The organism is Antarctobacter sp. (assembly GCF_965277915.1).
Taxonomy (GTDB): Bacteria; Pseudomonadota; Alphaproteobacteria; order Rhodobacterales; family Rhodobacteraceae; genus Antarctobacter.
In genome coordinates, this window is sequence record NZ_OZ255849.1 from 363,772 (window position 1) to 388,911 (window position 25,140).

Here is a 25,140-nt window from a genome sequence, read left to right on the forward strand (position 1 = left end):
GTTGACCCCTAGCGTTCGAAACAGGCGGCCCGCCCGTCCTGCGCGATCAGCGCGGCGCCGTCCATGATCGTCCGCGCCCGGCGGTTCATCGCGGCGCTGGGCCGGTCCGCCTCGCGCCCCTTGGGATTGGGCAGGACCGTGGCCAGCAGCGCTGCCTGCCGCGCGCTCAGGTCCCTTGGCGCCACGCCGAAATAATGCCGCGCCGCCGCGTCGACGCCAAAGACACCCTCGTCGAACTCGGCCACGTTCAGGTAGACCTCTAGGATGCGGCGCTTGGGCCAGAACGCCTCGACCAGCGGCGTCATCAGCGCCTCAAGCGCCTTGCGTGTGTAGCTGCGCGCCTGCCAGAGGTAGACGTTCTTGACCACCTGCTGGGAAATCGTGCTGCCGCCGCGCCGGGCACCTTCCTCGATCGCCGCGCGGATCGCGCCCATGTCAAAGCCCCAGTGGGTGCAGAAATTCGCGTCCTCGGCCGCCACGGCGGAGCGCAGCATGACCGGCGCGATGTCCTGAACGTCCACCCAGGCGCGTTCGACCCCGCCCAGCCGCCGCGACTCGGACCAGATGGTATGGGTGACCGGCGGGTTCACCACCCGGAACAGCAGCACCGCCAACACCGCGACCCCTGCCGCGCCAAGCGCCACCCGCAGCAGCCAGCGCCGCAGGAAGGCCAGCCGCCGGGGCCGTTGCACCACCTTGCCCTTCGTCTTGCGCTTGCGCGCCGGTTTCTTCGCCTTGGTCGCCATGTCCGTTCTCTACCCCAGCGGCGCGGCGGCGCCAATCGCCCGAAAGCGGGACAGCCCCTCGATCCGCAATAGCCCAAAAGAAAAGGGCCCGGTCGGCGTGACCGGGCCCCCTTCGTGACTGTTCCGTGGCGGCTTATTCCGCCGGCACCGCCAGATCGCCCTCGATCCCCAGCGGGTGAGAGATCTTGTCCAGCATCTCTTTCGGGCAGACCTGCACGAAATTGGCCTTCTCGAGGTCCCAGTTCTGCAGGATGTCCTTGCCCTTGCGGCTGGCCGTTTCCTCGACGTGGCGCTGGATCAGACCTTTCAGCTGGTCCTCCCAGGCGGTCACGCTGACCGGGCAGGTGACGAGGCTCTCCATGTTCATCATCTGCCGTGCGGTGCCCTCGGGGTCATAGATATAGGCCATGCCCCCGGTCATCCCGGCGCCGAAGTTGGCCCCGATGCTGCCCAGGATCACCGCGACGCCGCCGGTCATGTATTCACAGCCGTTCGACCCGCAGCCCTCGATCACCACCTTGGCGCCCGAGTTGCGCACCGCAAAGCGTTCGCCTGCGCGGCCCGCCGCAAAGAGATGCCCGTCGGTGGCGCCATACAGGACCGTGTTGCCGATGATCGTGTTCTCGGCCGCGGTCAGCGGCGAGACCAGCGGCGGGCGCACGACGATCAGACCGCCCGACAGACCCTTGCCGACATAGTCGTTGGCATCGCCCGAGACCTCGATTTTGAGGCCCGGCGCCGCGAAGGCGCCCAGCGACTGGCCGGCGCTGCCGGTCAGCTTGACGTGAAGGTGGTTCGGCTGCAACGCGTTGCGCATCCCGAACTTCTGCACGATGTGGCTGCTGACGCGGGTGCCCACTGTGCGATGCGTGTTCATCACCGCGTAGGACAGCTGCATCTTCTCGCCGTCTTCCAGGAACCGCTGCGCATCGCGCACGATTTCCGCGTCCAGCGTGTCGCGCACCTCGTTGCGGGGCTTGTTGCGGTCATAGACGATGTCATCCGACCCGTCGACGCGGATCAGCAGCGGGTTCAGGTCCAGGTCGTCCAGGTGGTCCGACCCACGGCTGACCTGGCTCAGCAGGTCGGCACGGCCGATCACCTCGTCCAGCGAACGCGCGCCGATCTCGGCCAGGATTTCCCGCACTTCCTGCGCGTAGAAGGTGATCAGGTTCACCACCTTGTCGGCATTGCCGGTGAACTTGGCCCGCAGGGATTCATCCTGCGTGCAGACACCCACCGGGCAGGTGTTCGACTGGCACTGGCGCACCATGATACAGCCCATCGCGATCAGCGCGGCGGTGCCGATGCCGTATTCCTCGGCGCCCAGCATCGCGGCCATGACGATGTCCCGGCCGGTCCGCAGACCGCCGTCCGTGCGCAGCGTGATCCGCTCGCGCAGGTTGTTCATTGCCAGCACCTGGTGCGCCTCGGTCAGGCCCATTTCCCAGGGCAGGCCGGCATATTTGATCGAGGTGGCAGGGCTGGCGCCCGTGCCGCCGTTGTGCCCCGAGATCAGGATCACGTCGGCCTCGGCCTTGGCGACGCCCGCGGCGATGGTGCCGACACCGGACGAGGCCACGAGCTTGACCGTCACCTTGCAGCGCGGGTTGATCTGCTTGAGGTCGTAGATCAGCTGCGCCAGGTCCTCGATCGAGTAGATGTCGTGGTGCGGCGGCGGAGAGATCAGCGTCACGCCCTTGGTCGAATGCCGCAGCCGCGCGATCAGGTCGGTGACCTTCATGCCGGGCAACTGGCCACCTTCACCGGGCTTGGCGCCCTGGGCCACCTTGATCTCCAATTCCTCGCAGTGGTTCAGGTACTCGGCTGTGACGCCAAAGCGGCCCGATGCCACCTGCTTGATCTTGGCGCTGGGGTTGTCGCCATTGGGCTCCGGCACGAAATGCGCCGGATCTTCGCCGCCCTCGCCGCTGTCCGACTTGGCGCCGATGCGGTTCATGGCCACGTTCAGCGTCTTGTGCGCCTCGGGGCTCAGCGCGCCCAGCGACATGCCCGGCGTCACGAACCGTTTGCGGATCGAGGTGATGCTCTCGACCTCTTCGATCGGCAGCGCCTTGCCCAGCGGCTTGATTGCCAGCAGGTCGCGCAGGTGGATCGGCGGGTTCGACTGCATCGCGTTCGAATACTGCTTCCACATCTCGTAAGAGGCGCGGTCGCAGGCGGCCTGCATCAGGTGCATGGTCTGCGCGCCCCAGGCGTGCGTCTCACCCGATTTGCGTGCCTTGTAGAAACCGCCGATGGGCAGCACGTCCTGGCCACGCTCGAAAGCCAGCGCATGGATCTGTTCCGCCTTGTGCTGGATGCCGCTGACCCCGATGCCCGAGATGCGCGAGATCATGCCGGGGAAATACTCCGCGCACATGGCACGGCTCAGCCCCACGGCCTCGAAGTTCAGGCCGCCGCGATAGGAGGAGATCACCGAGATTCCCATCTTGGACATGATCTTCAGCAGGCCCTGGTCGATCGCCTCGCGGTAACGCGCCACCGCTTCGGTCAGGGTCATGTCCAGAAGGCCGCGATTGATGCGGTCCGCCAGGCTGTCCTCGGCCAGGTAGGCGTTCACGATGGTCGCGCCCGCGCCGATCAGCACGGCAAAGTAATGCGGGTCGATGCATTCCGCCGACCGCACGTTGAGCGAGCAGAAGGTCCGCAGCCCCTTGCGCGTCAGGTGGCTGTGCACCGCGCTGGTGGCCAGGATCATCGGCATCGCGACCCGGCCCGGGCCGCTGTGCTCGTCGGTCAGGATCAGGTGGCCCGATCCCGAGCGCACGGCATCCTCGGCCTCGGCCCGGATACGCGCCAGGCCTTCGCGCAGGGCACCTTCACCGGCGGCAAAGGTACAGTCGATCTCGGTGCAGGGCGCGTTGAAGTGGTTCTTCAGCTCGTCGAACTGCGCGTTGCCGACAAAGGGGCTGTCCAGAACCAGGATCTCGGTCTGGCTGCTGTCCTCGTCCAGCACGTTCTTGAGGTTGCCGAAGCGGGTCTTGAGGCTCATGACCCGGAATTCGCGCAAGCTGTCGATCGGCGGGTTCGTCACCTGGCTGAAGTTCTGCCGGAAGTAGTGGCTCAGCGGCCGGTACTTCTTGGACAGGACCGCAGAGGGCGTGTCATCGCCCATCGAGGCCAGCGTTTCCTTGGCGTCCTCGGCCATCGGCGCCAGGATCTGTTCCAGCTCTTCGACGGTATAGCCCGCCGCGATCTGGCGGCGGCGCAGTTCCGCGCCCTCGAACAGGGGCTTTTCGCTGACGGCGGCCAGCGGCTCGTCCAGCTCGGTGATCTTGCCGACCCACTCGCCAAAGGGCTGCGCGGCGGCCAGCCGGTCCTTGATCTCGACGTCGTGGTAGAGCTTGCCGTCCTTCATGTCGACGGCGATCATCTGGCCCGGGCCAAGCGCCCCCTTCTCGCGCGCCGTCGCCTCGTCCGTCGGCACCATGCCGATCTCGGACCCGGCGATCAGCATGCCGTCGCCGGTCACGACGTAGCGCATCGGGCGCAGACCGTTGCGGTCCAATCCGCCACAGACCCAGCGGCCATCGGTCATCGCCAGCGCCGCGGGGCCGTCCCAGGGCTCCATCACCGAGTTGCAGTAGGAATACATGTCGCGCCAGGCCTGCGGCAGTTCCACCGCCTGCTTGGACCAGCTTTCCGGCACCAGCATGGTCTTGGCCATCGGCGCGTTGCGCCCGGCGCGCACCAGCACCTCGAAGACCGCGTCCAGCGCCGCCGAGTCCGACGACCCGTTGGGCACGATCGGCTTGATGTCCTCGGCCATGTCCCCGAAGGCGCCCGAGGCCATGCGGATCTCGTGGCTCTTCATCCAGTTGACGTTGCCCTTGAGCGTGTTGATCTCGCCGTTGTGGGCCAGCATCCGGAACGGCTGCGCCAGCCACCACTGCGGAAAGGTGTTGGTCGAATAGCGCTGGTGATAGATCGCGAAGGCGGATTCGAACCGCTCGTCCTGCAGGTCGGGATAGAATTCCGACACCTGCTCTGCCAGCATCATGCCCTTGTAGATGATCGACCGGCAGGACAGCGAGGCGATGTACAGCTGGGTGATCCCCGCCGCAGCCGCCGCCTTCTCGATCCGGCGCCGGATGACATAAAGCTCGCGCTCGAAGGTTTCCTCGTCCACGCCCTTGGCGTTCGAGATGATGATCTGCTCGATCTCCGGGCGGGTCGCGTTGGCCTTTTCACCCAGGCACTCGACGTTCACCGGGACGTGGCGCCAGCCGTAGATGTAATGGCCCATGCGCAGGACCTCGGTTTCCACGATCGTCCGGCAGGCTTCCTGCGCGCCAAAGTCGGTGCGCGGCAGAAAGACCTGGCCCACGGCCATCATCTCGTTCTTGCGGGGCGTGTGGCCGGTGCGCAGAACCTGGTCGTAGAAGAAGGGAACCGGGATCTGGACGTGGATGCCGGCGCCGTCGCCGGTCTTGCCGTCCGCGTCCACCGCGCCCCGGTGCCAGATCGCTTTCAGGGCGGTGATCCCCGCCTCGACAACCCGCCGCGACGGTTTCCCGTCGAGGTTCACGACAAGGCCCACGCCGCAAGAGCTGTGCTCGTCGCTTTCGTGGTACAGGCCGTTTTCGCTCATCCACTTGCGCTTGGCTTCCTCGGCATGCACCCAGTCGGCATCGTATTTGGTCATGGCTTAAGCCCTCCGTCTCACGGGCCGCCGTGGCGGTCCCTCGTCTATCCTGTTCGGCCCGCGCAACCGTTGCCGGTTTCCTTGGGCGAAAATTTCTTCGGGGAGCGTGAGGGGCGGGCCCCTCATTCTCGGTGTCGGTTGTGGCCGTTATCCGCCTTCGGGCGGCGTGACGCCCACTGCGGCCAGAACATCGGCCTCTGTCATGCGCTTGCGGTCGCCGGCAAAGGCGTGCCCGGCAGGTTTGTGATCGATGTAGACCTCGGATTGCAGATCCAGGCCCTCCAACGTGTCCAGGGACCCGGCGCAAAGCGCCAGAAGCCCGTGCATCGGTCCCGGTGCGGTCAGCCGCCAGAACAGGTTCGACCCGCAGTTGCGGCACCAGCCGCGCTCTGCCCAGTCGGAACTCTTGTAGGTGGCGATATTGTCCTCACCTTCCCAGGTGATCCCGCCCGGCGCGACCTCGATGCCCAGTTCGATGCCGCCGGTCCATTTGCGGCACATGCCGCAATGGCAGGCGCCATAGGCCTCCGGCGCTTTCGACAGGCTGTACCGCACCGCGCCGCACAGGCACCCTCCGCGTGTCACGCCGGTCATGCCATGTCCTCCTGTGTCGGCAACCCGCTCATCAGGTCGCAATCGTGGCGCGGATAGATCCCGCGGAACCCCTGTTCGCCGGGATAGATGAACTCCACCGGGCTGCGGTCGCGCGCGTTGGTCTGGCGCTCGTCCTCGGTGACATCCACGGCAAACCCCGCGAAAAAGCGTTTGTGCTTGTCGGAAACGTATTCGCGCCCCCGCACGTGTTCGATCACTCGCCCCGAGGCATCGCGACGGGTCATCTCGAACTCTGTCCGGTACAGCTTTTCGCCGTCGATCTCGATCTCGCCGATGATCCGGTCAAAGCCGGTGACGCGGGTCGGCCCGTCAAGGGGCGACCGCTGGGTGAAATCGAAACTGTCGATGCCGTTCTCGACCAGCTCGGAAATGCTGCCGGGATCGGGGATCGGGCGCACCGTCCGGGTGCGGGTCGGATCCTCGGGCGGGCCGCTTTCGATCCACTGGCCGTCATCGTCGATGCGGCTGGTGAAATAGGCGCCGGCCTCGCCGAAATCGGTGCGGAACCGGTGATCCGGGTCGATCTGCGGGCAGACATAGTGGTTGGTCACGACGCAGCTGCGGGATTGCACCGTCAGGTAGGTCTCGCAGCCCGCGGGCGGGGTGAAAAGCCCGCCCTGGGCTTGGGTCGTGCTGGCGCCGCCCAGCAACGCAAGTGTCGCCAGACCGGCGCAAAGCGCGGTGGAGCCTTTACCCCTGGTCAATCTTTCGAGCCACATGAGACAGCCTTTCTGACTCATTCCGGCGCCGCCTGCGCCTTGGTTAACCAACCCTTGCCGGTTTGTACAAAATGCTGGAAACGCTGTACGTTTTGTACAAAACGTACAAACCGACCAGGTCACTCTGCGGCGACGGCTCCCTTGCTGTTCAGGTCCTCCAGGACCGCTTCGACACAGTCGCGCCCGTCGCGGATGGCCCAGACGACAAGGCTTGCGCCGCGCACGATGTCGCCGATGGCATAGACGCCGGGCAGGGCGGTGCGGCCGCTGGTGAACTCTGCCTTGATGGTGCCCCAACGGGTCACTTCCAGCTCGGGGCAGCCCCAGAGCGTCGGCAGTTCCTCGGGCTCGAAGCCCAGGGCCTTGATCACCAGGTCTGCGGGCTCGTCGTAGTCCGATCCTTCGATCACCTCGGGGCGCTGACGCCCGGTGGCATCCGGCGCGCCCAGGCGCATCTTCTCGACCACCACGGCATTGACCGGCTCACCCTTGAAGCCCTTGGGCGCGGTAAGCCATTCAAAGACAACGCCTTCTTCCTCGGCGTTCTGCGTCTCGCGCTGGCTGCCCGGCATGTTGGCGCGGTCGCGGCGGTACAGGCATTTGACGCTGGTCGCGCCCTGGCGAACAGCGGTGCGAACACAGTCCATCGCCGTATCGCCGCCGCCGATCACGACGACCTTCTTGCCCTTGGCGTTCAGCTCGCCGCTTTCGAATTCCGGCACGCTGTCGCCAAAGTTCGACGCGCGGTTCGATGCGGTCAGGTAGTCGATGGCCTTGACGATGCCCTGCGCACCCGCGCCCGGGCCGCCCAGGTCACGCGACTTGTAGACGCCGGTGGCGATGATCACCGCATCATGTTGTGCGCGGATCTCCTCGAAGGAAATGTCCTCGCCCACGTTGCAGTTCATCACGAAACGCACGCCGCCCTCTTCGAGCTGCTTGTTGCGGCGCATCACGATGTCCTTCTCCAGCTTGAAGCCGGGGATGCCATAGGTCAGCAGGCCGCCCGAACGGTCGTAGCGGTCATAGACCGTGACCTGCACGCCGGCGCGGCGCAGCATATCGGCCGCGGCCAGCCCGCCGGGGCCGGCGCCGATGATGCCGACGCTTTCGGTGCGTTCCTGCGCCGGGGTCACGGGCTTGACCCAGCCCTCTTCCCAGGCGGTATCGGTGATGTATTTCTCGACCGAGCCGATGGTCACGGTGCCATGGCCCGACTGCTCGATCACGCAGTTGCCTTCGCACAGGCGGTCCTGCGGGCAGATGCGGCCGCAGATCTCGGGGAAGGTATTGGTGGCCTGGCTGACCTCATAGGCCTCCTGCAGGCGGCCCGTGGCGGTCAGGCGCAGCCAGTCGGGGATGTTGTTATGCAGCGGGCAGTGGCTCTGGCAATAGGGCACGCCGCACTGACTGCAGCGCGCGGCCTGTTCCTCGGCCTTCGCGTCGGCGTATTCGGCATAGATCTCGTCGAAATCCGTCCGGCGCTCCGCGGCCTCCCGCTTGACCGGCATCTCCCGCCCCACGGACACAAATTTCAGCATCGGCTGCTTCGCCATTCATCCACCCTTTGCAGGTAATCTCTAGATCGTCCGCGTCTCCTTACAGAAGCTTGCCTCAGAATGAAAGTCAGCAGTGCTTACCTATATCCAGATTATTACCGATTTTCGGCGTCAGAAACGACGTGCTGTACTCAAATTTAGGTCCAATTCGGACCCAAATTGTCACTTTCGGCTCTGAAACAAGGAGTTATACCAAGGCCCATAGCTTTGATTGGACCGCGACAATGGCTTTCACGCAACTGCTGATTCTTGCCCTGATACAGGGAGTTACCGAATTCCTTCCGGTCTCCTCCTCGGGCCACCTGATTCTCTTGCCGAACCTGACGGGCCTGCAGGACCAGGGGCAGGTGATCGACGTGGCCGTTCATGTCGGCACCTTGCTTGCGGTGATCCTTTACTTCCGGACCGATGTGGGGGGCGCGGCCACCGGCACGCTGCGGCTCATGACCGGGCGCATGGACACGCCGGGCGCGCGCCTGGCCTTCCTGCTGCTAGTGGCCACGATCCCGGTCATCCTGTTCGGATTGGCGCTCAAGCTGTCGGGACTGGACGACATGCTGCGTTCGACGGCGGTGATTGGCTGGACCATGCTTGTCTTCGGTCTCGTTCTCTACTGGGCGGACATGAAAGGCGCGCAGGACAAGTCGGACAGCGATTGGAACCTGCGGGATGCGATCATAATGGGGCTGTGGCAGGCCGTCGCCCTGATCCCCGGCACCTCCCGGTCCGGCATTACCATCACGGCGGCGCGCCAACTGGGTTACAACCGGCACGATGGCGCGAAACTGGCCATGTTGATGTCGATCCCGACCATCATGGCCTCTGCCGCGCTGCTGGGGGCCGAGGTCATCGCAACTGCCGATGTTCAGGCCGCGCGAGATGGCGCGATTGCAGCGGCTCTGGCGTTCGTGTCGGCGCTGGGTGCGCTCTGGCTTATGATGCGCCTTCTGCGTTCTGTCAGCTTTACGCCCTATGTCGTCTACCGGGTGATCCTGGGGCTGATCTTGCTCTGGATCGCCTACGCCTGAGCGTCACACCCGGTGATAGGGCGCGCCTGCTTGGATCGAGGCGGCGCGGTATAGCTGTTCAGCCAGCATGACGCGCACCAGCATATGCGGCCAGACCATCCGTCCGAATGACATCAGGTCCTGTGCCTCGGCCCGCAGGCCGGGGTCGATCCCGTCGGCGCCGCCGATGACAAAGGCCAGATCCTGCGCACCACCATCGCGCCAATCCGCAAGTTTTTCGGAAAACTCGGGCGAGGTCCAAGTGTGCCCGCGCTCGTCCAGTGCGCAGACGCGTGCGCCCGACGGGAGCGCGCGTCGCAGCAGTGCGGCTTCGCCCGCCATGCCGCCGCCCTTGCGATCCTCGACCTCGATCACCTGTGTCGGGCCAAGCCCCAGCGCCCGGCCCGTCCGGTCGAAACGCGTCAGGTAATCATCGACAAGCGGCTTTTCCGGCCCCTTGCGGAGCCGGCCAACCACGCAAAGATGTACGCGCACCGCTCAGGCCTGGTTGCCTGCCACCGGAGCCCACATCTTTTCCAGCTGGTAGAACTCGCGCACCTCGGGGCGGAAGAGATGGACAACCACGTCCCCCGCATCGATGAGCACCCAGTCCCCGGTATCCTTGCCCTCCATCGTGGAGAGAACACCGAAGCGCTGCTTGAGTTCATCCGCCAACTTTTCCGACAGCGCCGCGACCTGGCGCGACGAGCGGCCCGTGGCGATGACCATGTAATCGCACACCGAGGATTTGCCGTGCAGGTCGATCTGCACGATATCCTCTGCCTTGTTGTCGGAGAGTGTTTCGAGCACTGCCGCGAGAAGGCTCTCGGCGGTTGGTTCGCTCTGCGTCATGGCCGAAATGCCCCGGCCCTGATCAGCGGCATGCGCCGCAAGTGTCGTCGAAGACAGGACAATGTCCTCCTGTGTCGCTACGCGCCCTCCAAGCCCGGGCGCATGGGCATGTCTCCAAGATAGCATCGGAAATGTAAATTCTCAATGTCGCGCGGCAGAAGGACCGGGGACGGGCGCATTATCTGCCCGAGCCTTCAGCTTTTCACGTCGCGCCCAATGGGCTGCAGGGGCATCCAGGGAGCCATGCAGACAAAGGCGAAAGGACATCCAAGGTGAGCCTGACGTGCCTTCCGGCGCCCCGCCGCGCCTCTCAGGCTCCGTAGGGCACCCAGACGGTCTTTACCTCGGTTGCCTGTTCCAGGAATTCGCGTGCGTCGCCGCCATCCAGCCAGTCACGCGCGCGCCCGTCGTTGACCCAGGTTCGTTTCAGGTTGCCGGCCGAGGCCGCCTCTATCGTGCCGCTCAGATCGGTCGAGGAAAAGGACCAGACCGCCTCCACATCCATGTGCTCGGCCAGGGTGGGGGCCAATTCCGCGTGGGAGCCGGTCAGGATATTCACCACGCCGCCCGGCACGTCCGAGGTTTCCAGCACCTGGTAGAATTCCAGCGCCGCAAGCGGGGAGGGCTCGGAGGCGACCAGCACCACCCGGTTTCCCATCGCGATGGCCGGGGCCATGACCGAGACCAGCCCCAGCAGCGGTGCCTCGTCCGCGCAGAGCGCGCCGATCACGCCGCAGGGTTCGTTCATCGACAGCGCCACGCCGCGCATGGGCACGCTGCGAACGCCGCCATCGAACTTGTCCGCCCAGGCGGCGGCACTGAACAGCCGGTTCACGCTGGCCTCGACCTCAGCCGCGCCGCCGTTGCCGCCGGTGAGCCGGTCGATCAGGGCCGCGAAGTCCCCGGAGCGCGCCGAAAGGTTCTCGCCGATGTAATACAAGACCTGCGCGCGGTTGTGCGCCGTGGCCTTGCCCCAGCCGCCTGCGCCGCGTGCGGCCTCGACCGCGTTGCGGATGTCCTTGCGGTTGGCGATGGGGGCCTGGCCGATCAGCTTGCCCGCACGGTCGTATATGCTGCGCGCGTAGCCTCCGTCGGGCCGGGCCTGCTTGCCGCCGACATACAGCTTGGCGGTGCGGTCCACCGGCTGTGGCTCTGCGCTGTCGCCGGCGAAGGCCTCGACCGGGGACAGGCTCGCGGGTTCGCCACGGGCGCGGGTGTAGGCGCGCAGGCCCTCCCAGCCGCCTTCTCGGCCAAAGCCGCTTTCGCGGACACCGCCGAACCCGGCAGCGGCGTCGAACATGTTGGTCCCGTTGACCCAGACGACCCCGGCCGCCAGTTGCGGCGCCACGTCCAGCGCGGTGTTGATGTTCTCGGACCAGAGGCTGGCGGCCAGCCCGTACCGCGTGTTGTTGGCCAGTTGCACCGCCTCGGCAGGTGTGCGGAAGGTCGAAGAGACCAGCACCGGGCCGAATATTTCCTCCTGCATCAGGGGCGATGCGGGCGACAGGCCGGAGATCAGCGTGGGCGGGTAATAACATCCCTCTGGCATGGGGCAGTTGGCGCGATAGACCGTGCCCTCGGCACCGGAAACCATGCCTTCGATCCGGCGCAGTTGTTCGGGATCCACGATGGCGCCCACGTCGATGCATTTGTCCAGCGGGTTGCCGATGCGCAGCTTGTCCATCCGGGCGCGCAACCGGTCATAAAAGGGCTCGGCGATCCCCTCCTGCACCAGAAGGCGCGACCCGGCGCAGCAGACCTGTCCCTGGTTGAACCAGATCGCATCCACCAATCCCTCGATCGCGCTGTCGAGGTCCGCGTCCTCGAATACGACATAGGGCGATTTGCCCCCCAGCTCCAGCGTCAGGCCGATACCGCGCCCTGCCGTTGCCTTGCGGATCTTGCGCCCCACCTCGGTCGATCCGGTAAAGGCGATCTTGTCCACGTCGGCACCGGTGATCATCTCGCCCACCGTGCCGTCGCCGGTGACGATGTTGACCACGCCCTTGGGCAGTCCGGCCTGCTGGCAGATGTCGGCAAACAGCAGTGCGGTCAGAGAGGTCCATTCGGCAGGTTTCAGCACCACCGTGTTGCCGGTGGCCAGCGCCGGGGCGATCTTCCACGACAGCATGAGCAGCGGAAAGTTCCATGGCACGATCTGCCCGCAAACCCCCAGCGCCTGCCGATCCGGCAACTCGCTGTCCATCAGCTGCGCCATGCCCGCGTGATAATAGAAATGCCGTTGTGCCAGCGGAATGTCGATGTCGCGGCTCTCGCGGATCGGTTTGCCGTTGTCCAGCGTTTCCAGCACCGCGAACAGCCTTGCGTGTTTCTGCAAAAGCCGCGCCAGCGCATAGAGATAGCGCGCGCGCCCCGGCCCCCCCAGCGCCTCCCAGGCCGGCTGGGCCGCGCGCGCGGCGGCAACGGCGGTGTCCACGTCTTCCGGCGTCGCCTGCGTCAGCGTCGCCAGCACTTCGCCGGTGGCTGGGTTGCGGCTGTCAAAGCCTTCGCCGGGTTCGGTAAAGGCGCCGTCGATGAAGTGCCCGAATCGGGATCCCTGATCGACGATCCAGGCCAGCGCATCCCCGGCGCTTTCGGGCGCGGGGCCGTAATCCATGCTTTCGAAGATCTCTTTGATGGTCATTTCAGCCTCTCGCAGGCGGTTTGCGTCAGGGTTGGGGCCGTCGCGTCGAAACGCAGGTGCTGGAGCGTGACGCGATCCCCGAAGGCGGGCGGCTGCCCGGCTTTCAGAACCGCGTCGCCATAGACGATCAGCGCCGCGTCTTCGGCCAGGAAAACCCGGCGTTCCAACGTGCCTTGCGCCATCCGCGCCGTGGTCTTCAGCCCACCCTGGTCGATGGTTATCATGCGCTGGCTGACCGTGATCGCGGCAATCCGGGCCGCGTCCGACGCCGCGCCGGAGGGTGCACAGGCATAGCTCTGGCCCAGAACGGGTGTTGCAAGTCCGAGCGCGGCAAGCACCGTCAGGATGGCGTTCATTGCGTGGCTCCCATTGCCAGGTAGAAAACGTAGACCAGCCAAAGCAGTGCGAGGCCCCAGACCCAGTGTTGCACGCGCAGACTGCGCCTTTGCAGGGCGGCAAAATCTTCCAGCCCTTCGGGCGGGCTGTCGGGCAAATCGTATTCCGGCTCCGGCCCCAATTGCCGGAACAGCCGCGTCGGCAGGTCGCGCGCGGCGCGTTTCAGGCGCCGCCGCCGCCAGTTGCTGACCCCCATCACAAGGAAGACGGTGACCATCATCAGCGACCATTGCGGTGTCATCTGCATGGGGAGGCGCTCTTTGGTGTCAGACGTGTCATTGCCGCCATCGGTCTTGTTTCCTGTCGTTTCGGGGCTCCGCCCGCTCGGCCCTCAGATCGTCCGCCGGGCGGCCTGCCGCTGAGCGGACCGGGTCTCACCCCGCTGCGTGCCGCCACGAGGCCGAATAGGCCCCGGTGACATGGTGTTCCAACTGCCGTTCGATGTCGCCCAAGAGCGACGAGGCGCCAAAGCGGAAGAGGTCGGGCCGGAGCCAGCGGTCGCCCAGTTCCTCCTTGACCAAGGACAGGTAGGTGACAGCGTCCTTGGCCTTGGAAATCCCGCCCGCGGGCTTGTAGCCGACGCGATACCCGGTGGCCTCGTGATAGGCGCGGATCGCCCGCATCATCACCAGGCTGACGGGCAGGGTGGCATTGACACTTTCCTTGCCGGTCGAGGTCTTGATGAAATCCGCCCCCGCCATCATGCAGACAAGGCTGGCGCGGGCGACATTCTGCAGCGTGCCAAGTTCCCCGGTGGCGAGGATCGCCTTGACATGCGCCTCGCCACAGGCCGCCCGGAAGGTGCGCATCTCGTCGTAGAGCCCCTGCCAGTCGCCGGTCAGGACCTTGCGGCGCGAGATGACGATGTCGATCTCCTGCGCGCCGGCCTGCACGCTTTCCTCGATCTCGGCCACGCGCAGGCGAAAGGGCGACAGGCCGGCGGGAAAGCCGGTCGACACGGCAGCCACCGGAATGCCGGAGCCCTGCAGGGCCGACAGCGCCGGGCCGATCATGTCGTGGTAGACACAGACGGCGCCGACGGTCAGCCCGTCCAGCCCCAGCGCCTCCAGCAGGTCGGCGCGGACCGGATGCCGTGCCTTGGCACACAGCCTGGCGACGCGCCCCGGCGTGTCATCGCCGGCCAGCGTCGTCAGGTCGATGCAGGAAATCGCGCGGGCCAGCCAGGCCGCCTGGAATTCCTTCTTGACCGACCGCCGCCCGGGCAGGGTGGCCGCGCGCCGTTCGATCGCCGAGCGGTTGGCACGCGCGGCACGGACCCAGTCCATGTCCAGCAGCATGCCGGGGTTTCGCGCGTCCTGAAGCTGCGGCAGTTGCGCGGTCTTATCGCCTTTGGCGGTGACGGGTGTCATGCGCCCTCCAAACTGGTTCCTGATCAAACTGCCCCCGGCGGCAGGGCATTTCAAGCGGAACGCTGAGGCAGGCGTGCAGGGCCATGACGTGACGTTGATCGTGACAGCGTCAGGTGCATCATGTGAGGTGTCCGCGAGGACCCCGGGAGGACATGATGACAGACTATCCGCACCTGCTGCGCGCGCTCGATCTTGGTTTCACCACGCTCAAGAACCGCGTGGTGATGGGCTCGATGCACACCAACCTCGAAGAGCGGGGTGATTGGAACCGGGTCGCGGAATTCTACGCCACCCGGGCGCGCGGCGGGGTCGGCCTGATGGTGACGGGGGGCATGGCGCCCAACCGCGAAGGCGGTGTCTTTCCGGGGGCTGCAGGGCTCTTCACCCCGGAGGACATCGCCAATCACCGCATGATCACCGACCGCGTGCACGCGGCGGATGGCAAGATCGCCATGCAGATTCTCCATGCGGGCCGCTATGCCTATGGTCCCGATTGCGTCGCGCCCTCGCCGGTGAAATCGCCGATCTCTCCTTTCCCGCCCACAGAACTGGACGAGGCCGGCATCGAGAAACAGATCGCCGACATCGCAACCTCTGCCGCCCGGGCCCGCGAGGCAGGGTATGACGGGGTCGAGATCATGGGGTCCGAGGGCTATTTTCTCAACCAGTTCCTTGTCACCCATACCAACAAGCGCACCGACGGCTGGGGCGGCAGCTATGAGAACCGGATGCGCCTGCCGGTCGAGGTCGTGCGCCGGGTGCGTGCGGCGGTGGGCGAGGATTTCATCGTCATCTTCCGCCTGTCGATGATCGACCTGATCCCGAACGGCTCCACCCATGACGAGGTCGTGCAGCTTGCGCAGGCGGTCGAGGCGGCAGGGGCCAATATCATCAACACCGGCATCGGCTGGCACGAGGCGCGGGTGCCCACCATCGCCACCAGCGTGCCGCGCCGGGCCTTTGCCTGGGTGACGCAGAAACTCATGGGCAAGGTCGGTGTACCGCTGATCACGTCGAACCGGATCAACACGCCGGACGTGGCGGAACAGGTGCTGGCCGAGGGCTGTGCCGACATGGTCAGCCTCGCACGGCCCTTTCTTGCCGACCCGGATTTCGTGGCCAAGGCCGCGCGCGGCCAATCGCATCTGATCGCGCCCTGCATTGCCTGCAACCAGGCCTGCCTTGACCACACATTCCAGGGCAAGGTTTCCAGCTGCCTCGTGAATCCGAAGGCGGCCTTCGAGACGGAGTTGGTGGTCGAACCGACAGAGACGCCGCGACGCATCGCGGTCGTGGGCGCCGGTCCTGCCGGCCTGTCGGCGGCGATCACGGCGGCAGAGCGCGGGCACGAGGTGGTGCTTTTTGACAAGTCGGACAGCCTGGGTGGACAGTTGAACATGGCCCGCAAGATCCCGGGCAAGGAGGAGTTCCATGGCCTCGTGGACTGGTTCGCTGCCATGACAGAGGCCGCAGGCGTCGAATTGCGCCTCGGGACCGAGGCGACGGTCGAGGCTCTGGAAGGCTTTGATGCGGTGATCGTGGCGACCGGCGTCCTGCCGCGCGATCCGCAGATCCCCGGGAAGGAGCATGCATCGGTCAGGGGCTATGTCGACGTTCTGCGCGACGGCGCCGAGGTCGGCAAGCGCGTGGCGATCATCGGCGCAGGCGGGATCGGGTTCGACGTGGCCGAATTCCTCGTGACCGGGGACAGTCCGACCGAAAGCCTGCCTGACTGGATGCGCGAATGGGGCGTAACGGACCCGGCCGAGGCACGGTCGGGACTTGCCCCCGAAGGACCTCGGCCCGATGCCGCAGAACGCGAGGTCGTGCTGCTGCAGCGCAAGGCGGAACGCCCGGGCAAGCGCCTGGGCAAGACAACGGGCTGGATCCACCGGGCGGCACTGAAGATGAAGGGCGTCGAGATGCGCAGCGGCGTGAACTACGAGCGCATCGACGATGCGGGCCTGCACGTCAGCTATGGCGAGACGCGCGAGCGGCCCGAGGTGATCGCCTGCGATACCATCGTGCTTTGTGCCGGACAGGTCAGCGAACGGTCGCTGGCCGATGTGTTGGAGGCGAAGGGGATCGAGACGCACGTGATCGGCGGCGCCGACGTGGCGGCGGAACTGGATGCCAAGCGTGCCATCGACCAGGGCACGCGGCTGGCCGCCGTGCTCTGAAGAGATCGAACCTTCTTGGAACGCGTTGCCGTCGCGGGCGTTTTCCCCGCAACCGAAACGAAATCAAGGAGGTTTGTCATGGCCGATATCGGCAACGCAAGAATCCTCATCGTCGCCACGCATGGCTTTGAACAGTCCGAACTCGAAGTGCCCCGCGACCAGCTGCGCGCCAAGGGCGCGACGGTCCATGTCGCCACGCTCGACGGCGAAGCCGCGACGGGCTGGGAAGGCAGCGACTGGGGGCGCCCGGCGGGGGCCGACCTGCGAGTCGCGGATGCGGACGCAACGCAATATGACGCGCTGGTGATCCCGGGCGGCCAGATCAACCCGGACTTGCTGCGCGTCGAGGCGCCGGTGATCGCGCTGGTGCAGGCCTTTGCCGAACAGGGCAAGGTGATTGCCGCCGTCTGCCACGCACCTTGGGTGTTGATCGAGGCGGAGATCGTGGCGGGACGCGAAATGACGGCCTATCCGTCGATCCGCACCGACCTCAAGAACGCGGGCGCACGGGTCATGGATGAGCCTGTGATCGCCGACAGCGGCATCGTCACCAGCCGCAACCCGGGCGACCTGGATGCCTTTGTGGCCAAGATCGTGGAAGAGGTCGAAGAGGGCCGCCATAGCCGCAAGGCCGCCTGATACGGGGTCTTCTTCCGGGACATGAAGATCGGCACACGAAAAAGGGCGCGTCGCGGTTGCGGCGCGCCCGCTGTTTGTTCGGAAAAGGTTACTCCACCGTGATGGTGATCTGTTCGGACACCACCGGCGGGTCATGCGGAATGTGGTTCATGTCCCCCAGCACCAGTTGCAGCGTATGTGTGCCCGGATCGAGCCCCAGAGTGGCCTCGGTCTGGCCGCCGCCGAAATGCCGGTGGTTGTCGTCTCCCGGAATGCCGTAATTGGCGAAATCCGCGTCCTCGACCCCTTCGCCAAAGGGCGGGCGGTCGATCAGGATATGATGATGCCCGGTGTTGTCCTTGTCGGTACCGGCCGGGGCCACGCCCATGCCGGACAGACCGAACTGGACGGTGACAGGGCTTTGCACGGTATCGCCATCGGCGATGTTGATGAAATAGACCTTGGCGCCCTCGGGGGCGGGCACGCCGTCGGCGATGACGGCCAAGGGGGCCACGGCCAGGGCGGCGGCGCAGAGTATTGAACGAAACATGGGGTGATCCTCCTTGAAAATCAGTTCTGCCGAAGTTGCCTTCATGTCCGCAGACTACACTTTTCACGCGATTCCGGTCAGGCTTTTGTGTTTCCCTGTCGCAGACAGCGAAACCGATTACCCCTCAATTGTCGCCTCCGTGCCAAAGTTGCGCCCCAGTTCGACGCCATAGATCGCAGAACGAATGACTTTGGAATGGAGACCTGAATGGACCGTCTGACCGAAATGGAGGCCTTTGCCACTGTCGTGGACCAGGGCGGTTTCACCGATGCGGCCAAGAAGATGGGGATCTCCAAGTCTGCGGTGTCGAAACATGTGTCCAGCCTGGAGGCGCGGCTTGGCGCGCGGCTATTGAACCGCACGACGCGCCGTGTCTCGCCCACCGAGATCGGCCTGGCCTACTACGACCGCGCGCGCAGGGTGTTGAATGACGCGGGAGAGGCGGATGCGTTGGTCACCTCCATGCAGTCTGCGCCTTCGGGGCTGCTGCGGATCTCGGTGGCGACGGATTTCGGGGTCAATCATCTCAGCCCCGTGTTGGGCGAATTCCTGGCCGAGTTTCCCGACATCACCGTCAACATGGTGCTGAACAACCGCTACGTCGAGCTGATCTCGGAAGGCTTCGACATGGCGGTGCGGATCGGCGAGTTGGAGGATTCGACGCTGCGCGCGCGCAAGCTGACCGACACCACCAAGCGCATGATCGCCTCGCCCTCGTATTTCCAGAAGTTCGGCCGCCCGCAGCGCATCGACGACCTGAACGAACACAAGCTGCTGCATTATTCCAACCAGTCTTCCGGCAACGTCTGGAAGTTGACCGCGCCCTCGGGCGAGAAACGCCAGGTGCGCACCGCCGGATGGCTGACGGTCAACGACGGCCAGTCGCTGCTGAACGCTTGTATCGCAGGGCTTGGGATCGCCTACCTTCCGTCCTACCTCTACCATGAGGCGATGGAGGCCGGGTTGGTCCAGGACGCGATTCCCGATCTGCCGGTGGAAACGCAGGGTATCTATGCGGTCTATCCCCCGGGCCGGTTCACCCAGCCCAAGGTGCGCGCCTTCATCGACTTTCTCGTTCATGCCTTTGCCGAGAAAGGTCCTCAGACCTGGTAGACCGACGCGCCGTCATTCTGTCGAGATCAGCACCGCTTCGACACGGCGGTTCGCCTCGCGCCCCTCGGGCGTGAGATTTGACGCGACCGGGGCCAGGTATCCCACGCCCTCCGCACCGATCTGTGCAGGCGGCGTGCCGTGGCGGTCGCGCAGATAGCTCATCGCCGCCTCGGCCCGGCGCAGGGACACGCGCCTGTTCGCTTCCAGGGACCCGGTCGCATCCGTATGCCCGACGAACAGGACCTGCCGCGACGGATTGGCCGCCAGGTAGGCGGCAATGGAATCCAGAGAAGCGATGCGCCCCTCACCAAGGGCGGTGGAGCCCGAACGGAACAGCAGGTCCCGCAGGATCACATGCCCGCTGCTCTCCAGCGACGTGATGATGTCGTCGCGTGGCAGCGCGGGCGCGGCCGGCTCCGGGTCCACTCGGGAACCGGGCCGGATTTCTCCCACGCTGCCGCCTGCGCGAATGATCTGGATGTACCCGGCGCGCGCATCACGGCTGGTCAGGATCGAAACCGCGCCTTCCTTGTCCGAGATCGCGGAAATGAAATGATAATCGCTCAGGTCCACGAACATTTCCGGCGCTGGCAGCACCAGAGTCGCAAAGCGGAAGTCAAAGCCGCCACAGGCCCGCGCCCGGCAATCCAGCAGGATGTCAAAGCCGTCCTCGATCAGGCTGTCGCGCAATGGCTGTGCCAGTTGAAAAGGCGTCTCGTCGTTGTCGGGCAGGTGCCAGGCGGCGACCTCGATCCGGCCTTCGACACGTTCGACCGGCAGATGGCCGTTCGCCCAGGGTCCGGTTGGCAAGGCGTAGGCCCCGGGCGACCGCACGGTTCCGAAACTTTGCTGTGCGCCGCGCGGCAAGGTCAGCTCGGCCGCCGCCGCACCGCCCGCCACCAGCACGAGGCCAAGTGCCAGCGCCTCAGCGCGCCTGCGCGTGGTACTCGTCATTCGGACGCATGTCGGTGGCGCTGGCAACCCGGTTGGTCATGTTGAAGAACCCCGCCACATTGGCGATGTCCCAGATGTCACGTTCCGAAAAGCCCGCATCGCGCAGGGCTTCGCGGTCCCATTCGGCGATTTCCGCGCTGGCCTTGGTCATCTTCTCGGCAAATCCCAGCATGGCGCGTTGTCGGTGGTTCAGGTCCGCCACGCGCCAGTTCATCACCAGCATCTCGCCCAGCTTGGGGTCTCCGGACAGTTCGCGCACCGCGGCGCCATGCGCGGTCAGGCAGTAAAAGCACTTGTTCACCGACGAGACCACAACCGCGATCATCTCGCGTTCCAGCTTGGTCAGCCCGCTCTCCGCCAGCATCAGGTCGTTGTACATGGCGGTAAAGACGTTGAGCTTGTCGATGTCAAAGGCATAGGCCTTGAGGACATTGGGCACGAGGCCCAGCTTGTCCTGACAGACATCGAAATATTTCTGCGTGGCCTCCGGTAAGGGATCGACCATGGGCAGGTTGAGCGCGGTTGGCAGGGCGTCGGTCACGTTTCCTCGCAGTCGCCGTTCAGGATGCGGTAATGGTAGTGCCCCACGACCTCCATCTTCAAGGCTGCATAAAGCGCATTGGCGCCGGTGTTTTCCTCGGTCGCGGCCACGGCTATGCGATCCGCCCCGTTCTGTGCCGCCCAAAGTGCGGCACAGCGCATCATCCAGCCCCCCAGCCCCTTCTGACGGTGCTCGGGCGCGATTTCCAGCGCATGGACCATCGCGATGCCGGCATGGACCGCGCAGAATCCGGCGCCGGCGGGCTTGTCCGACACGCGGCCGAACAACCCGGTCTTGGGCATGGGGGCGCGTTCCATCACCCGCTGGCGTTCGGCGCCAATGCCGCCGGCCTCCCAGATCTCGCGCATGATGGCCAGCGGTTCCCAGATCGCAAAGGCGGTGACGCGCGGCAGCTTGAGGTCAGTCAATAGCGCGATGGGCGCCGACCACAGTCGCACCGGGTCGATTTTCTCATAGCCGCGTCCGGCCAGGGCCGCGTCCAGCGCCGCATCCTCGGGGCGGACCATGAACAGCGGGTCCTGTCCCATGAGGCGCATCGCGTCCTCTGCCGCGGAGAGGTCGCCGTCGTCCCATGTGCCACGCGCCGTTGAGGCCGAGACACGCTTGCCGCCGCCGCGCCCCTCGCGCAGCAGCCATGGCCCGGCCTCGACCCGCGACGCCGCGGGCCATGTGGCATCAAGTGCCTCGAAGTAATCGGAAAGGTCGTCGGTCATTGCGGCGGCCCGGAATTGCGGTTTGTTCCGTTATGGCCGCTGCCGGATTGGCTGTCCATGCGGCGTGCGTGCCTTTCGCGCGGCACCTATTGGGCGACCGCCTCTGGGAACAGCGCGCTCAGCTCGGACATGGCCGCATCGATCCGCCCGCCGTCGGTGCCGCGGATCACCACGTTGGCGCCGTAGACGCCGTTGCGCTGAAACGGGTAGGATCCGATGGACAGGTCGGTAAACCGTTCCGCAAGGGTACTCAGCGGCCCGGCAATGTCGCCCTCTCCGCGTTCGATCCGCAGCGTCTGGGACAACAGGGGCTGGCCCCCGGTCATCTTTGGCAGCACGCTGGACACCATCGCCTGGAAGACCGCCGGTACGCCCGCCATCACATGGACGTTGCCCAGGGTGAATCCCGGTGCCGCCGAAACGGGGTTCTCGATCAGGGTGGCGCCGTCGGGAATGCGGGCCATGCGCAGCCGCGCCTCGTTCAACTCGGATCCCTGCCGGTCATAATGTGCCTGCAGGATAGCGCGGGCGTCGTCGCGGACACTGATCGCCACGCCGAACGCCTCGGCCACGCAGGGCGCGGTGATGTCATCATGGGTCGGTCCGATCCCCCCCGATGTCACGACATGGTCAAAGCCGTCCCGAAGCGCGGTCAGCGCCGACACGATCGCGTCGCGGTCGTCGGAAACGATGCGCACCTCTTTCAGGTCGATGCCGTGCTTGGCGAATTCCTGCGCCAGGTAATGCATGTTGGCATCCCGGGTGCGCCCCGACAGGATCTCGTCCCCGATGACCAGCATGGCGGCGGTGGGATTTGGCATGGGCAAGCTCCTTGGCGCGATGTTTTCCAGAGGGTATAGGCGGCAGCCATGCGCTTTCAAACCCCCTTGGTCCCCGCGACCCTGATCCGCCGCTACAAACGCTTTCTCGCAGACTGCCTGCTGGAAGATGGGAGAGAGGTGACAGCCCATGTCGCCAACCCCGGCAGCATGCTGGGCCTCAAGGACGAGGGCCAGCGCATCTGGCTGGAACCCAACGACGACCCCAGGAAAAAGCTGAAATGGGCCTGGCGGCTGGTCGAACATCAAGGCGGCCATTTCACTGGCGTCGACACCGGCGTGCCCAACCGCGTTCTGAAGGCCGCTCTGATGGCGGGCGAGGTCGCGGGCCTGGACGGATACGACCTTGTCCGGCCCGAGGTGAAATACGGCGAGAACAGCCGTATCGACTTTCTGCTGACCGGCGCGGGCCGGCCTGATTGCTATGTCGAGGTGAAATCCGTGACGCTGTCGCGCACGCCCGGCCTCGCCGAGTTTCCCGACAGCGTCACCGCGCGCGGCACCAAACACCTGGGTGAGCTTGCGATGATGGCGGGGCAGGGGCATCGCGCGGTGATGCTCTACCTCGTCCAACGCACGGATTGCACCCGGGCGACCCTGGCAGCGGACATCGACCCGGCCTATGCGGCGGCCTTCGCCGGTGCGCGGGACGCCGGTGTCGAGGTGTTGGCGCTGGGCTGTCATATCTCGCCGGAGGGTGTCACGCTCGGCGGGCCCATACCCTTTTCGACCCCCGCAGTTTCTTTGGGCTGAAAATACCTACGGGGGTGTGGGGGCAGAGCCCCACCCGAAAAAAAGAACGGGGGCGCAGGCCCCCGTCCAGTGTTCCGATCCTGACCGCCCGTAAGGGGCGCCGATCCTCAGACCTTGAGATTCGGGATGATCTGCTTCTTGCGGCTCATGATGCCGGGCAGGACGACGCTGTCGCCCGAGACGCTGGCGCCAAAGCTCTTCTCGGCCACGCCTTTGACGCGATCGTTGGGAACCAGCAGGGTGGCTTCTTCCTTGAGGATGTCCACCACGAAGAGCAGAACGTCGTCGACGCCGTCCTCGGCGCAGACGGTCTTCATGGTGTCCATCAGGCTGGCCTTGCGGTCCAGCGGGATTTCCGGCGCCGTGGTTTCCAGCACCGAGACGCGGAATTTCACGCCATCGACCTCGTATTCCTTGCTGTCCATGCGGATCAGGTCCGCGTCGGAAAAGGCCGAAACGTCGGACTTGGCGGCGAACATCTGCGCGGCATAATCCGAGACGTCGAGTCCAAGGTCGGCGGCCAGTTTCTCGGCCACGGCGCGGTCATGGTCGGTGGTGGTGGGCGAGCGGAATTCCATCGTGTCCGAGAGAATGCAGGTCAACGCCGCGCCCTTGATCTCTTTCGGCATCTTGGCGGCGTCGTCGCCCATCAGGTCCACCATGATGGTGGCGGTGCAGGCCAGCGGGCGCACGGTGATGTCGATCGGGCCCTTGGTTTCCAGGCCGCCGACCAGCTTGTGGTGGTCGATGATGGCGCGGATGTCGGCCGAGTTGATCGAGGCGGGCAGTTCGGCGGGGTTGTTGGTGTCCACGATGACGACGGGCGCGTCGGCGGCCACGTCCGAGATGATCTCGGGCTTGTCGAGGTTCCAGTGGCTCAGCATGAAGGCGGCCTCTGTGTTGGGCTCGCCCAGGAGGACCGGCTTGGCGGCCTCGCCTTTGACTTCGTTGAGGTACCAGGCCCAGATGATCGGGCTGCCGGTGCTGTCGGTGTCGGGGGACTTGTGGCCGAAAACCTGCGTGGTCATGGGAATCCTCTTTCCGTGGAAACGTCGATTTTGCGGGCCTCATAGACCCGGCAGGGCGGCTTGTCACCCTTTTGACGAGGGGTGCGACCTTGGGGCAGCGCCCGGGCCGGGCTCAGCGCGGCAGCGGCGTCGACGCCTTGTTATAGGCAGACCAGTCGGTGATCTCGGGGTAATATTGGCGCCGCCACGCCCGCACGCGCGGGTTCATCACGCGACGCCAGAGCGGCGGGATCATCGCCGCCATGGTCATGACAGGATAACCATAAGGCAACTGCGGCGCGTCGGTCTCGGAATGATTCTGCAACAGGGGAAAGCGCCTGTCAGGCTTGTAGTGGTGGTCGGAATGGCGTTGCAGGTTGATCAACAACCAGTTGGATGCCTTTTGCGCCGCGTTCCACGAATGGCGCGGCAGGACATGTTCGTATTTGCCATCGCCAAGGTGCTTGCGGGTCAGCCCGTAGTGTTCGACGTAGTTCACCAGTTCCAACTGCCAGATCGCCACACCCGCCTGCACCAGGAACAGCGCCAGTCCGGCCCAGCCGCCCAGTCCCAAGGCCAGCGCGATCATGGCAAGTTGCAGCGTCCAATAGCGCCAGAACGGGTTGGAAAACTCCGTCCAAGGCAGGCGCTTGCGGGCCAGCATGGCTTTTTCCGCCTTGAAGCTGGACACAAGGCTTTCGTGCAGCACGCGGGGATAGAACCGGTGGAAACCTTCGTTGTAGCGCGCGGTCACCGGGTCGCGCGGGGTGCCGACATAGCGGTGATGCACCAGCAGGTGTTCCGAGCGGAAATGCGAATAGAGCACCATTGCCAGAAGCAGGTCGCCAAGGAACCGCTCCATCCGGTTTTTCTGGTGCATCAACTCGTGGCTGTAGGTGATGCCCACGGTGCCGGTCATCACGCCGACGCCGAAGAAGACGCCGAATTTCTCCACCCCGGACAGATGCGCGGCATCGCTGACGTACCAGATCAGGCCAAAAAGGCTGAGGAATTGCAGCGGCACCCAAAGCGCGGTCAGCAGCTTGTAAAGACCAAGCGCGGCATCCGGGGTGTCCAGATCGGCGTTTTCCGTGTTCAGCCCCAGCGCCGCATCAAGCGCGGAAAACAGATACCAGGTGGCGACAATGGGCAGAAAGACCCAGAACCCGCCTTGCACCGCCGCGATCCAGACCAGCGGAATCAACCCGTAGGACAGGTAAAAAGGCAGGGCGGCGGCGGGTCTGGCAACCTGTGTTGCGGTCAACATGGGCGTC

Annotated in this window: 23 protein-coding genes; 5 read left to right on the plus strand and 18 right to left on the minus strand. The window is 65.4% G+C overall.

Annotated features, from left to right (window positions below; translation table 11 throughout):
* Positions 1 to 8 precede the first annotated feature (8 nt).
* From mtgA to ACQY5B_RS02660, 5 genes are all read right to left on the minus strand, one after another.
* Positions 9 to 746 carry a monofunctional biosynthetic peptidoglycan transglycosylase gene (mtgA, locus tag ACQY5B_RS02640; RefSeq protein ID WP_420326490.1) on the minus strand — a complete coding sequence of 246 codons (738 nt, stop codon included), beginning with the start codon at positions 744 to 746 and terminating at the stop codon, positions 9 to 11.
* A 133-nt stretch (positions 747 to 879) separates the two neighbouring features.
* Entirely contained in the window at positions 880 to 5,415 is a 4,536-nt protein-coding gene (gltB, locus tag ACQY5B_RS02645; protein WP_420326489.1) for a glutamate synthase large subunit, read from the minus strand.
* 147 nt (positions 5,416 to 5,562) lie between these two features.
* Complete coding sequence (locus ACQY5B_RS02650) at positions 5,563 to 6,009, minus strand: GFA family protein (protein WP_305969248.1); 447 nt, start codon at positions 6,007 to 6,009, stop codon at positions 5,563 to 5,565.
* Entirely contained in the window at positions 6,006 to 6,734 is a 729-nt protein-coding gene (locus tag ACQY5B_RS02655) for a hypothetical protein (protein ID WP_420326488.1), read from the minus strand. The genes ACQY5B_RS02650 and ACQY5B_RS02655 overlap by 4 nt, the downstream gene beginning before the upstream one ends.
* 134 nt (positions 6,735 to 6,868) lie before the next feature.
* Complete coding sequence (locus ACQY5B_RS02660) at positions 6,869 to 8,305, minus strand: NAD(P)-dependent oxidoreductase (protein WP_305969246.1); 1,437 nt, start codon at positions 8,303 to 8,305, stop codon at positions 6,869 to 6,871.
* Positions 8,306 to 8,532: 227 nt separating this feature from the next.
* Between ACQY5B_RS02660 and ACQY5B_RS02665 the strand changes: the two genes are divergently transcribed.
* Positions 8,533 to 9,336, plus strand: coding sequence for an undecaprenyl-diphosphate phosphatase (locus ACQY5B_RS02665; RefSeq protein ID WP_305969245.1), 804 nt, complete (start codon positions 8,533 to 8,535; stop codon positions 9,334 to 9,336).
* A 3-nt stretch (positions 9,337 to 9,339) separates the two neighbouring features.
* On the opposite strand, the gene rlmH is transcribed toward ACQY5B_RS02665, so the two are convergent.
* The 6 genes from rlmH to deoC form a co-directional block, all read right to left on the minus strand.
* Positions 9,340 to 9,810, minus strand: a complete 471-nt coding sequence (gene rlmH, locus ACQY5B_RS02670) for a 23S rRNA (pseudouridine(1915)-N(3))-methyltransferase RlmH (protein ID WP_420326487.1) — start codon at positions 9,808 to 9,810, stop codon at positions 9,340 to 9,342.
* A 3-nt stretch (positions 9,811 to 9,813) separates the two neighbouring features.
* On the minus strand, positions 9,814 to 10,293 hold the full coding sequence (gene rsfS, locus ACQY5B_RS02675; RefSeq protein ID WP_305969243.1) for a ribosome silencing factor: 480 nt from the start codon (positions 10,291 to 10,293) through the stop codon (positions 9,814 to 9,816).
* Between the two features lie 184 nt (positions 10,294 to 10,477).
* Entirely contained in the window at positions 10,478 to 12,811 is a 2,334-nt protein-coding gene (locus ACQY5B_RS02680) for an aldehyde dehydrogenase family protein (RefSeq protein WP_420326486.1), read from the minus strand.
* On the minus strand, positions 12,808 to 13,167 hold the full coding sequence (locus ACQY5B_RS02685) for a hypothetical protein (RefSeq protein WP_420326485.1): 360 nt from the start codon (positions 13,165 to 13,167) through the stop codon (positions 12,808 to 12,810). The genes ACQY5B_RS02680 and ACQY5B_RS02685 overlap by 4 nt, the downstream gene beginning before the upstream one ends.
* Positions 13,164 to 13,448, minus strand: a complete 285-nt coding sequence (locus ACQY5B_RS02690; protein ID WP_428400316.1) for a hypothetical protein — start codon at positions 13,446 to 13,448, stop codon at positions 13,164 to 13,166. The genes ACQY5B_RS02685 and ACQY5B_RS02690 overlap by 4 nt, the downstream gene beginning before the upstream one ends.
* 133 nt (positions 13,449 to 13,581) lie before the next feature.
* Positions 13,582 to 14,577 (minus strand): deoxyribose-phosphate aldolase, encoded by a 996-nt coding sequence (gene deoC, locus ACQY5B_RS02695; RefSeq protein WP_305969239.1) that lies wholly within the window; start codon positions 14,575 to 14,577, stop codon positions 13,582 to 13,584.
* 155 nt (positions 14,578 to 14,732) lie between these two features.
* Between deoC and ACQY5B_RS02700 the strand changes: the two genes are divergently transcribed.
* Together ACQY5B_RS02700 and ACQY5B_RS02705 are read left to right on the plus strand one after the other, a co-directional pair.
* Positions 14,733 to 16,757, plus strand: a complete 2,025-nt coding sequence (locus ACQY5B_RS02700) for an FAD-dependent oxidoreductase (protein WP_420326482.1) — start codon at positions 14,733 to 14,735, stop codon at positions 16,755 to 16,757.
* A gap of 78 nt (positions 16,758 to 16,835) precedes the next feature.
* Complete coding sequence (locus ACQY5B_RS02705) at positions 16,836 to 17,396, plus strand: type 1 glutamine amidotransferase domain-containing protein (RefSeq protein WP_420326481.1); 561 nt, start codon at positions 16,836 to 16,838, stop codon at positions 17,394 to 17,396.
* 88 nt (positions 17,397 to 17,484) lie between these two features.
* Here the strand turns inward: ACQY5B_RS02705 and ACQY5B_RS02710 are convergent, their stop codons facing one another.
* Positions 17,485 to 17,970 carry a DUF4399 domain-containing protein gene (locus ACQY5B_RS02710; RefSeq protein ID WP_421917720.1) on the minus strand — a complete coding sequence of 162 codons (486 nt, stop codon included), beginning with the start codon at positions 17,968 to 17,970 and terminating at the stop codon, positions 17,485 to 17,487.
* 162 nt (positions 17,971 to 18,132) lie between these two features.
* Between ACQY5B_RS02710 and ACQY5B_RS02715 the strand changes: the two genes are divergently transcribed.
* A complete protein-coding gene (locus tag ACQY5B_RS02715; RefSeq protein WP_219513589.1) occupies positions 18,133 to 19,038 on the plus strand; it encodes a LysR family transcriptional regulator in 906 nt (301 codons plus the stop codon).
* A 12-nt stretch (positions 19,039 to 19,050) separates the two neighbouring features.
* Here ACQY5B_RS02715 and ACQY5B_RS02720 read toward each other — a convergent pair whose 3' ends face one another.
* The 4 genes from ACQY5B_RS02720 to ACQY5B_RS02735 all read right to left on the minus strand — a co-directional run bounded on the left by ACQY5B_RS02720 (position 19,051) and on the right by ACQY5B_RS02735 (position 22,088).
* A complete protein-coding gene (locus tag ACQY5B_RS02720; protein WP_420326480.1) occupies positions 19,051 to 19,992 on the minus strand; it encodes an OmpA family protein in 942 nt (313 codons plus the stop codon).
* The gene (locus ACQY5B_RS02725) at positions 19,964 to 20,533 is read right to left on the minus strand and encodes a peroxidase-related enzyme (protein WP_305969234.1); all 570 of its coding nucleotides are present in this window, start codon (positions 20,531 to 20,533) and stop codon (positions 19,964 to 19,966) included. The genes ACQY5B_RS02720 and ACQY5B_RS02725 overlap by 29 nt, the downstream gene beginning before the upstream one ends.
* Entirely contained in the window at positions 20,530 to 21,267 is a 738-nt protein-coding gene (locus tag ACQY5B_RS02730) for a GNAT family N-acetyltransferase (RefSeq protein ID WP_420326479.1), read from the minus strand. The genes ACQY5B_RS02725 and ACQY5B_RS02730 overlap by 4 nt, the downstream gene beginning before the upstream one ends.
* 86 nt (positions 21,268 to 21,353) lie before the next feature.
* Complete coding sequence (locus tag ACQY5B_RS02735; protein WP_420326478.1) at positions 21,354 to 22,088, minus strand: competence/damage-inducible protein A; 735 nt, start codon at positions 22,086 to 22,088, stop codon at positions 21,354 to 21,356.
* A 48-nt stretch (positions 22,089 to 22,136) separates the two neighbouring features.
* Here ACQY5B_RS02735 and sfsA point away from each other — a divergent pair, with 48 nt between their 5' ends.
* Complete coding sequence (sfsA, locus tag ACQY5B_RS02740; protein WP_420326477.1) at positions 22,137 to 22,859, plus strand: DNA/RNA nuclease SfsA; 723 nt, start codon at positions 22,137 to 22,139, stop codon at positions 22,857 to 22,859.
* A gap of 107 nt (positions 22,860 to 22,966) precedes the next feature.
* Here sfsA and ACQY5B_RS02745 read toward each other — a convergent pair whose 3' ends face one another.
* Positions 22,967 to 23,887 carry a manganese-dependent inorganic pyrophosphatase gene (locus ACQY5B_RS02745; protein WP_420326476.1) on the minus strand — a complete coding sequence of 307 codons (921 nt, stop codon included), beginning with the start codon at positions 23,885 to 23,887 and terminating at the stop codon, positions 22,967 to 22,969.
* A 112-nt stretch (positions 23,888 to 23,999) separates the two neighbouring features.
* Positions 24,000 to 25,133, minus strand: a complete 1,134-nt coding sequence (locus ACQY5B_RS02750; RefSeq protein WP_420326475.1) for an alkane 1-monooxygenase — start codon at positions 25,131 to 25,133, stop codon at positions 24,000 to 24,002.
* Positions 25,134 to 25,140 lie beyond the last annotated feature (7 nt).

Excerpts from the sequence above, each read along its gene's own strand:
- gltB (WP_420326489.1), bottom strand. The coding sequence starts at position 5,415 with ATGACCAAATACGATGCCGACTGGGTGCATGCCGAGGAAGCCAAGCGC.
- rsfS (WP_305969243.1), bottom strand. The coding sequence starts at position 10,293 with ATGCTATCTTGGAGACATGCCCATGCGCCCGGGCTTGGAGGGCGCGTA.
- ACQY5B_RS02650 (WP_305969248.1), bottom strand. The coding sequence starts at position 6,009 with ATGACCGGCGTGACACGCGGAGGGTGCCTGTGCGGCGCGGTGCGGTAC.
- ACQY5B_RS02665 (WP_305969245.1), top strand. The coding sequence starts at position 8,533 with ATGGCTTTCACGCAACTGCTGATTCTTGCCCTGATACAGGGAGTTACC.
- mtgA (WP_420326490.1), bottom strand. The coding sequence starts at position 746 with ATGGCGACCAAGGCGAAGAAACCGGCGCGCAAGCGCAAGACGAAGGGC.
- ACQY5B_RS02660 (WP_305969246.1), bottom strand. The coding sequence starts at position 8,305 with ATGGCGAAGCAGCCGATGCTGAAATTTGTGTCCGTGGGGCGGGAGATG.
- ACQY5B_RS02680 (WP_420326486.1), bottom strand. The coding sequence starts at position 12,811 with ATGACCATCAAAGAGATCTTCGAAAGCATGGATTACGGCCCCGCGCCC.
- ACQY5B_RS02700 (WP_420326482.1), top strand. The coding sequence starts at position 14,733 with ATGACAGACTATCCGCACCTGCTGCGCGCGCTCGATCTTGGTTTCACC.
- ACQY5B_RS02735 (WP_420326478.1), bottom strand. The coding sequence starts at position 22,088 with ATGCCAAATCCCACCGCCGCCATGCTGGTCATCGGGGACGAGATCCTG.
- ACQY5B_RS02685 (WP_420326485.1), bottom strand. The coding sequence starts at position 13,167 with ATGAACGCCATCCTGACGGTGCTTGCCGCGCTCGGACTTGCAACACCC.
- ACQY5B_RS02745 (WP_420326476.1), bottom strand. The coding sequence starts at position 23,887 with ATGACCACGCAGGTTTTCGGCCACAAGTCCCCCGACACCGACAGCACC.
- ACQY5B_RS02730 (WP_420326479.1), bottom strand. The coding sequence starts at position 21,267 with ATGACCGACGACCTTTCCGATTACTTCGAGGCACTTGATGCCACATGG.
- ACQY5B_RS02750 (WP_420326475.1), bottom strand. The coding sequence starts at position 25,133 with ATGTTGACCGCAACACAGGTTGCCAGACCCGCCGCCGCCCTGCCTTTT.
- sfsA (WP_420326477.1), top strand. The coding sequence starts at position 22,137 with ATGCGCTTTCAAACCCCCTTGGTCCCCGCGACCCTGATCCGCCGCTAC.
- ACQY5B_RS02720 (WP_420326480.1), bottom strand. The coding sequence starts at position 19,992 with ATGACGAGTACCACGCGCAGGCGCGCTGAGGCGCTGGCACTTGGCCTC.
- ACQY5B_RS02715 (WP_219513589.1), top strand. The coding sequence starts at position 18,133 with ATGGACCGTCTGACCGAAATGGAGGCCTTTGCCACTGTCGTGGACCAG.
- ACQY5B_RS02710 (WP_421917720.1), bottom strand. The coding sequence starts at position 17,970 with ATGAAGGCAACTTCGGCAGAACTGATTTTCAAGGAGGATCACCCCATG.
- ACQY5B_RS02705 (WP_420326481.1), top strand. The coding sequence starts at position 16,836 with ATGGCCGATATCGGCAACGCAAGAATCCTCATCGTCGCCACGCATGGC.
- ACQY5B_RS02690 (WP_428400316.1), bottom strand. The coding sequence starts at position 13,448 with ATGACACCGCAATGGTCGCTGATGATGGTCACCGTCTTCCTTGTGATG.
- deoC (WP_305969239.1), bottom strand. The coding sequence starts at position 14,577 with ATGACACCCGTCACCGCCAAAGGCGATAAGACCGCGCAACTGCCGCAG.